Source organism: Streptomyces sp. SID3343 (assembly GCF_009865215.1).
Taxonomy (GTDB): Bacteria; Actinomycetota; Actinomycetes; order Streptomycetales; family Streptomycetaceae; genus Embleya.
The window spans coordinates 1-7,948 of the sequence record NZ_WWJX01001050.1 but is presented as its reverse complement, the minus strand read 5'-3'; the positions used below and the strand labels follow the sequence as shown (position 1 = coordinate 7,948).

The window sequence follows — 7,948 nt, the reverse complement described above, 5'->3', positions numbered from 1 at the left end:
ACCGGCTGTGATCGCCAGCGGCGTATCGGGTCCAGGTTCCGCCGGTCTCTCGGAGGAGTCGGCTGGTGGTCTTGTCGTGGTAGCCGAGGGCGTCTGCGACGACGGGGGCGGGCAGTTCGAGGAGTCGCTGTCGGATGGCGGCGCCGCGGGCGGCGGCGACCGGGATGCCAATCTCGCCCAGGAGTGCGGACAGATGGTCGGGACGGGCTGGCTGGCCGGCCCGTCGGCCGGGGAAGAGCCAGCGGGATGCCTGGTTGGTGGCGGTGTTCATGTTGTCGCGGTCCGCGATGTAAGCCGGCAGCAGGGCGGCGACCGGTGCGGGGACGGGTGAGGCGGGTTCTCCGAGCCGCAGAAGCGTGCTCTCTCCGTCGTGGAGCACGTCGTCGACTGTCAGTTGGACGAGCCGGGTCAGGGGTTGCGCGTAGAGGATGACGATGACGCCGGCGACACGGAGGCGCATCGGCGTCTCGGGGTCGGTCAGGAGCCGACCAAGCACATCCAGCCGCTGGTCCTCGCTCAGCGCGGGTCGTCGAGAGACCTTCATGGTGGGGATGGACAGGGAGCGTGGACAACGACCGCTCAGCCTGGCCCAGTTGAGGAAGGCCCTCAGGCAGGTGCGGCCGTGTTCGGTGTTCTCGGCGAACCAGGCGTCGCCAGCCCGTCGTCCAGGCCCAAGACTTTGCGGTAGGTGATGAAGCGGGAGTTGATGCGCCGGCAGCCGATCCGCAGTCCGCGTTCGGAGGGCCAGGCTGCCGGGTTGCCGTCGGTGCCGAGCAGCGGGCGGACCTCGGTGAACCACTCGTCCAGTACGTCGGGGGTCCAGCCGAAGACGGTCAGCACGCCGCGGCGTTTGGGCGGTGAGCCCTTCTTGGCTTTTCCGAACCGGACCTGGCAGCGGCCGAACTCGCCGTACTCGGCGCCGTGCGGGTTGCGGCCGAAGTCGGCGGCGTCGAGCATCCGCGTCTCGTTGCGCCGCAGGCCGTAGGCGTAGGCGGTCTTGAACAGGGTGGCATCGCGGAACGCCGGCAGCCAGCCCCTTGCGGCCGAAGGCCCTGATCCGGGCGACCTCGTCGTCGCAGTGCGCGAAGAACGCGTGCAGCTCGGCCTTGGTGAACGCCCGCTTCTTCGCGTCGGCCTCGTTGTCCTGGACGTGCACCGCGGTGTTCCACTCATGCACGACCTGGACCGGGTGGGTGCCGAACCGCTCCTCGCAGGTGGCCGCCCAGGCGTAGAGCGGGTCGGTGACGAAGTGGCAGAACGCCCGGACCGCCTCCGAGTAGGACCGAATCGTGGAACGGCGCAGGTCCCGCAGCGAGCGCAGGTCACCGAGCCACTCGTCGACTATCGCCAGCGTCCAGTGCCACGGGTAGGTGTTCACGTACGCGGCGAACGCCTTCACCGTGTTCTCCCGGCCCTCCACCGTCGTCCGGGCCAGATTCCGCGCGAGCTGCTGGTTGGCGAACCCGGTCAGCATCGCCGTGAAGACCTGTTCCTCCGGCCGCAGCAGCGCGACTCCGTCCACCAGGTGCAGACGTGCCGCACCTGGGATCGACCCGTTGAACCCCACCGGTCCACCACCCTCCGTCACTCGCGTCGTATGCGAGAAAACCGCATCTGATGCGAGTCGACGGACAAATCGCAGGTCAGTCAGCCGGACGAGTTGACACCAGCCGGCGTCGCGCCCACGTCCGTCGCTACCGTCACCACCAGCAGGCCGGGTCAACTCCCGCGGTCAGCGTGCTGATTGGTGCCGTTGCCCACGACGATTCGCGAACCGTCGCGAGTTCGCATCAGATGCAATTGGCGGCGCTTGAACACCGGTACAACGGTTGGCGCCGAGATCGATCATGGTCGGCCGGCACACCGACTGGTGGCTCCGCTGGGGTTCGCGGCAAGATCGCCGCCCGGGTGTGGGCAGCCGTGGAGGAAAGTCACCCCGCTCGGCGGCCACGGTGGTCTCGCGGCTACCCGAGGACGAGAACTCGGCCGAGGTCACGGACGACGCCCCCGAGAGACTGACGCGATGGTCCGGCGGCCTCCGGTTCAGCGGCGGGCGCGGAGCGGGGTGTCGTGCAGGCTTGGGCGCAGGTGACGCGGCCGTTCGGACGGCTGCCGGATGTATCGGGGTGCATCACCGACCCCGGTCGCGGTGGGCTGCGACGCGGACGCGGGTTCCGCAGCGGGTCGAGCAGTAGCGTTGCGGGCTGCGGCGGCCCGTGTCGACGAAGTAGCGGTCACATCCCGGTGCGGCGCAGCGGCCCCAGGCGCAGTAGCCGCGTTCGCTGAGCCACAGGGCCAGGGCGAGGGCCGCGGTGGACAGCAGCCAGGGGGCCGGCGCGTCGTGGGGGGCCGTGGCGCGGAGGGACCAGCGGCGTTCGGGGACGCGCTCCAGCCGAGGGCGGGCGGGGTACCGGTCGAGCAGGGCGTTGATCGCTTCGGCGGCGGCGTCCTCGTCGTCGAGGTCCAGGATTTTCGCGATGGTCGCCGCGGCCTCCCGCATCTCCCCTGCGGTGGTCTCGGTCAGCCGCAACGGCGGGCCCCCGTGCGCCGCCACGACGGCCTCCAGCCCTGCCGGTGTGGCGCCGGTCCCGTCCTGCACGGCGTTGATCAGGTCGGCCAGGAAGTACAGGCCGCGCGGATTGTCATCGGTGAACCGCTGCCCCCCGTGTCAGTCGACAGCACCATTCCATCATTACCTCTCCGTGGTAACGTCTACATTCAAGTTAGCCGTTACGCAGGCTGGTCATGCCCACTCGAAGGAGCCCCATGACCGAATCGCACACGCCCGTACTGGTCGTCGGGGGCGGACCCGTCGGGCTGGTCCTGTCCTGTTTGCTCTCGGATCAGGGCGTTGACCATGTGCTGGTCGAGTCCCACTCCGGCACCTCCCGCCACCCCAAGGCCCGGGGTGTCTCGGCCCGGTCCATGGAGATCTTCCGGCGGCTCGGGCTGGAGAAGGAGGTCCGCGCGGCGGGGCTGCCGGCCGAGCAGGTCCGTTTCTACCGAGGCCGCGACCTCGTCGACCCCGACTACGTCCGCAACGGTCTCGCCCGGGAGCCCGGCGAGGGCCCCGAGCACACGCCGTCGCCCGGCCTCATCTGCTCCCAGGACGCCCTGGAACCGCTGCTGCTGCGCCGCGCCACGCAACAGGCCGGCTCCCGCATCTGGTTCGGTGCCCGTCTGGTCTCCTTCGAGGACGACGGTCTCGGCGTACGGGCCGTCGTCGAGGACCGGGCCACGGGCCGTCCGGACCACCTGCGGGCGGACTGGCTGGTCGGCTGCGACGGCGCCGCGAGCACCGTCCGCGCCGGAGCCGGGATCGCGATGGAGGGCCCCGTCGGCCTGGGGCGCTATCTCAGCGTCCGCTTCGACGCGCCCCTGGGAGAGGTCGTCGCCGACCGCGCGAGCGCCTCGTACTTCCTCACCGTCCCCGGCCGGGGCGGGTTCATGGCCGTCGACAACGACCGTCACTGGATCTACCAGTACCCCCTGGGACCAGACGCCGAGACGGACCCGACGGACAACGATCTCCTGGCCGACCTCGTCCGTACGGCCGCGGGCATCCCGGACCTGGACGTGACGGTCCACGACACGATGATCTGGCGCATGGACGCACAGCTCGCTGCCTCCTACCGCCGCTCCCGCGTCCTGCTGGCAGGCGATGCCGCCCACGTCGTCCCGCCGACCGGCGGACACGGCATGAACACCGGCATCGGCGACGCCGACAACCTCGCCTGGAAACTCGCCGCCGTCACCGCCGGATACGCCGGCGAAGCCCTCCTGGACACCTACGAGGCCGAGCGGCGCCCCCTCGCCCGCCAGGTCGTCGACATCTCCACGGCCAACGCCACCAACCGCGCCGGCTACCGCATCGACGACGAACTCCTCCTGACCGCCACCTATCGCTCCACCGCCGTCGTCCCCGACGCGGAGCACGCCGGCGAACCCGGGGTTCTCGACCCGTCGGGGTACAGGCCGGGCTGCCGGCCGGGAGAACGCCTGCCCCACGTACGCCTCACCCCGGGGCCCGCCGGCGTCACCTCCACCCTCGACCTCGTCGGCCCGGGCCTCACCCTGCTCACAGCCGACGAGGACCCCCGGTGGCAGGCACAGGCCGAAGCCGTCCGGCAAGCCGGGATCCCCCTCGCCCTCCGGGCCATACGCACCGCCGCGCACCAGGAAGCCGACCCCGGGCAGTGGGCACGCCTCCTCGGCGCCGACCACGCGGACACCGCACTCCTGGTACGCCCCGACGGACACATCGCCTGGCGCGGCGCCCTCCCGGCAGACCCGACGACCCTTCCCACCCTCGTACGACGCGTACTCGCGGACCGGTGACTCCCGCCGGAACGGCTCGGTCGACACGGACCTCACCGCCTGCCTGGGTCGAAACAAGCGATCACGCCCGGTCGCCGCGCCGTTCCTTGGGGAGAAGAGGGCCGTACCCGCCTGTCGGGGAGTGTGGATAGCCTTTGGGCACACTTGATCGGATCGCCGGTCCGGGACCGGGGTGGGCTCGCCGGGAGCGGGGTCCAGGGGGAGAACCGGCATGTCCGACACACCCGTTCCCGGTGAACCGCAGCGCGGCTCCGGCGACGAGGCAGCACCCGCGCGTCCCCCGGGCGGCGATCGGTGGCGAGATGCCGTCGGACCGCGTGAGCCCGGAGCGAGTGGGCCGGCCGACGCGGCTGATACGGCCGGCCCAGCAGCCGATACGCCCGCCGGGAGCGGGCCGATACCCGTGCCGCCGGTGCCCGAGGCCGGTGGGCGGACGGCCGGCGGCGCGCCGTCGTCGGAGCGGCCTGGGTCGGCTGCCGGTTCGGGATCGGCAAAGGGTGCGGCGCCCGCCGAGCGGTCCGAGGCCGAGAGGGCCGCCGACGCCGCCGCGGTCATCGCCCGTGCCGAGGCGGTCGTGGCCGAGGCCGCCGGCTCCGGCGGGCTGTACACGCGCCCGTACGGGAAGCCGCATTCCTACCTGCGAGACCGCTCCCATCCTGGCGAACGTCGGACCAAGCGGCGCAACATGCTCGTCACCGTGGCGGCTTCGATCGCCACCGCGCTGGTCGTGATCCTGCTCGTCGGCACCGGCATGATCGGCAACCCGACGGACACCGGGAACACGGCGGATCGGCCACGCCAAGCCGCCGACGACGGTCCGCGCGTTCGCGCGCCGGCAGGTGGGAACACGTATCATCCCGACATCCCCCGCCGGGAGATGGAAGCGGTGATCGCCGACCGTTCCCGCGCCCTGGCGGGCCGGAACGCGGATGCGTTCGTCGCGCCGATCGATCCCGCCGCCACGAACCTGCTCGCGGAGCAGCGGCGGTTGTTCGCCAACCTGACGCAGATCCCGTTCGCGGAGTCCCGCTACGTGGCGCCCGCCGATCCCGGCCCGACGCCCTCGGACTTGGAGACGGCCGCCGCCCAGGCTACGGCCGCCGCTCCGAGCCGGCCGACGGCCGACATCGTGGTCTCGTTCGTCCACCGCGTCGAAGGAACCGATCCCCAGCCGGTCGCGGAGAACTATCGATGGACGTTCGCGCGCGCCTCCGCCGGCGCACCGCTGTGGCTGATCGCGGTATCCGCCGCGCCCTACGTCAGTGTCACGTATCCCATGCCGTGGGATCAGGCCGCCTTGGTGGTCGAACAGCGTCCCCACGTAGTCCTGTTCGCGTCCGTCTCGCACAAGTCCAAGGCGTCAGGCTGGGCCGACAAGGCGGAGACCGCGGCGCAACGCGATCTCGCCGCGTGGCGCGGTCCGCAGCTGCCGGTGACCCGATTCCTGGTGTACGTCACGCCCGATCGACGGACCTTCAACGAGATGTCGGAGTCCAGGGAACTCGCCAACGCCGACGGCGTATGCGCGAGTCTGGCGCCGAACACCGTCGTTCCGCTCGGCGACAAGACGACTCGATGGACGGGCTGTCGGGTCTTCCTGGACGGCGCCGGCGAGGCGTTCGACACTCGTAACGACACGGGCTTCATGTCCTTGGTCGAGCACGAGTTGGGCCACGCGATGGTCGCCGGGTTCGCCGCGGTCAGGGCCCAACCGCCGACGTGGGTCGCGGAGGGGTTCGCCGAGTCGCTGCCGTGGTCCGACCCGCGCCTGTCGAACGGACACGTCGAGGCCGTGCGCGAGCACCTCGCCGACGGCAAGTTCACCGGCAGGCTCCCCACCGACGCCGACGTGTACTCGCCCGATCCCGACACCGCTGCCGCGTCATACCACTACGCGATGCAGGCGATCCGTTATATGGCAAAGGAGTTCGGCGCGGACAAGGCGCACACGTTCGTGGCCGAGGTCTATCGCGACCCGAGCCGGCTGGACGCGGCCTTGACCGCCGCCACGGGCCTGGACCGGGTGACGTTCGAGCAGAAGTGGTCGGCATACGTCAAACGCAACCCGGGCAGCTGATCGGGGAGCACGCGCGGCCGGGATACCCCGGCCGCGCGCGTTGCTCATCCGATCAAGCGCCAGGACTGGGGATCCACGCCGGAAGGCGCGAATCCCCGCCCCGTACGCGAGACTTCGCGTGGCGTCGAGGTCAGCCTGCTCGCAGCACACCGACGAACGCGGACCACGACGCCCCGGTGATCGTCAGGTGACCCAGTCGCGGATCCTTCGAGTCACGGACCGGCACCACGGAGTGGCCGTCGGCGATCTCGACACAGTTCCCACCGTCGCCGTTGCTGTACGAGGACTTGCGCCATGGCGTGAACTCGCCCTGTGAAATGCGGGACATCACTCATTCTCCTTCGCCGGCCGCCTCGCCGAAGCGCACGACCGCGCGCTCGACGTATACCGCGGACTCCTTCGGGGACAGGGCGCACGCCCGCAGCAGATCGTATATCCGCTGCCGTTCCTCCACGTCCTCCAAGTCCTCGATGAGCCAGCCGTTGTCACTACCTTCAAGGTAGGCGAATCGGTCTTTGCCGGGGAGCGTGAGCAGCGTCAACGATCCACCCAATCCCGGGTGGGCGCCGTGCGCGAACGGCAGGACCTGAATGGTTGTCGTGGCGGTGTCCATCAGGGGCAGGAGCGCGGCGAGTTGATCCCCCATCACGGCGTTGCCACCCACGGGCCGCATCATGACCGCCTCGTCGAGGATCGCCCACAAACGAGGGCAGTCTTCGCCCGCCAATCGCTCCTGTCGGCTCATCCGAGCGGCGACAAGGTCCTCGACGTGGGCTTCCGCCGCATACGGCTTCGATTCCCGGATCAGTGCGCGGGCATAGTCCTCGGTCTGGAGAAGCCCCGGCACGGTGTGCCCGGCGTACTCGGAGATCAGCTTCGCCTTCGCCGATCTCTCCATGAACGCCCGGTACTTCTGCGGATGCATCTCCCGCCGCGCCGCCGGCCAATGCTGGGCGAAGAAGTCGCCCATGCCGAAGTACTCGTCGGCCCGCTCGGAGAACCCCGGGGGCGCGACGCGATGGGCGCGTTCGATGTCCGACAGGTGGGTCTTGCTCATGTTCAGGTCGTCGGCGACCTGGACGATGGTCTTGCCGGCCTTTTGACGCACCTGACGCAGGTAGGAGCCGTACAGCCCCCGGCCTGTGGACGTGTCCGGCTCGTCGTTCTCGAACACCCTTGCCACACCCCCTCGTTCCGCAACGACGGCTGCGGAGGCCATCCGGCTTCCCGCAGCCCGTTACGGCATGAATCCTCACGTATACACACGGTAGTACGCCGTGACGACGAGGAAGGGCGCATCGATGAATCACCCGGATACGCAGACCTGGGATCCGAACCTGCCACCCGGAAGCGGGATCACGCTGACCGTGTATCACGTGGACGCGCAAGGAGCGCGTGTGGTCAAGCCGTTCGAGGAATGGGTGTGCTTCACCCGCACCCCAGAGCAGAACAAGTTCCCGCCCTGCGCGTGCCCCCGCTGCGCGCCCGAACCATTCTCCAGCCCCGCCCCGGAGCCGCAGTAGCCCTCGGCCG

The 7,948-nt window shown here is 70.3% G+C and carries 7 protein-coding genes and 1 pseudogene; 3 read left to right on the top strand and 5 right to left on the bottom strand.

What is annotated here, in order from left to right; translation table 11 throughout:
• The 3 genes and pseudogenes from GT354_RS32940 to GT354_RS32930 form a co-directional block, all read right to left on the bottom strand.
• Window positions 1-544, bottom strand: a pseudogene (locus GT354_RS32940) (hypothetical protein); the annotation flags it as partial.
• 62 nt (window positions 545-606) lie between these two features.
• Window positions 607-957, bottom strand: coding sequence for a hypothetical protein (locus tag GT354_RS52905; RefSeq protein ID WP_202512580.1), 351 nt, complete (start codon window positions 955-957; stop codon window positions 607-609).
• A 1,174-nt stretch (window positions 958-2,131) separates the two neighbouring features.
• Complete coding sequence (locus GT354_RS32930; protein WP_346012290.1) at window positions 2,132-2,608, bottom strand: CGNR zinc finger domain-containing protein; 477 nt, start codon at window positions 2,606-2,608, stop codon at window positions 2,132-2,134.
• A 158-nt stretch (window positions 2,609-2,766) separates the two neighbouring features.
• On the opposite strand from GT354_RS32930, the gene GT354_RS32925 reads away from it, so the two are divergent.
• Both GT354_RS32925 and GT354_RS32920 read left to right on the top strand, forming a co-directional pair.
• On the top strand, window positions 2,767-4,338 hold the full coding sequence (locus GT354_RS32925; RefSeq protein ID WP_161360035.1) for an FAD-dependent monooxygenase: 1,572 nt from the start codon (window positions 2,767-2,769) through the stop codon (window positions 4,336-4,338).
• Window positions 4,339-4,750: 412 nt separating this feature from the next.
• Window positions 4,751-6,415 carry a hypothetical protein gene (locus tag GT354_RS32920; protein WP_237535711.1) on the top strand — a complete coding sequence of 555 codons (1,665 nt, stop codon included), beginning with the start codon at window positions 4,751-4,753 and terminating at the stop codon, window positions 6,413-6,415.
• A gap of 130 nt (window positions 6,416-6,545) precedes the next feature.
• On the opposite strand, the gene GT354_RS32915 is transcribed toward GT354_RS32920, so the two are convergent.
• Together GT354_RS32915 and GT354_RS32910 are read right to left on the bottom strand one after the other, a co-directional pair.
• The gene (locus GT354_RS32915) at window positions 6,546-6,743 is read right to left on the bottom strand and encodes a DUF397 domain-containing protein (RefSeq protein WP_161360033.1); all 198 of its coding nucleotides are present in this window, start codon (window positions 6,741-6,743) and stop codon (window positions 6,546-6,548) included.
• Between the two features lie 3 nt (window positions 6,744-6,746).
• Window positions 6,747-7,598 carry a helix-turn-helix transcriptional regulator gene (locus GT354_RS32910; protein WP_346012289.1) on the bottom strand — a complete coding sequence of 284 codons (852 nt, stop codon included), beginning with the start codon at window positions 7,596-7,598 and terminating at the stop codon, window positions 6,747-6,749.
• Window positions 7,599-7,716: 118 nt separating this feature from the next.
• Between GT354_RS32910 and GT354_RS32905 the strand changes: the two genes are divergently transcribed.
• Complete coding sequence (locus tag GT354_RS32905) at window positions 7,717-7,938, top strand: hypothetical protein (protein ID WP_161360031.1); 222 nt, start codon at window positions 7,717-7,719, stop codon at window positions 7,936-7,938.
• Window positions 7,939-7,948 lie beyond the last annotated feature (10 nt).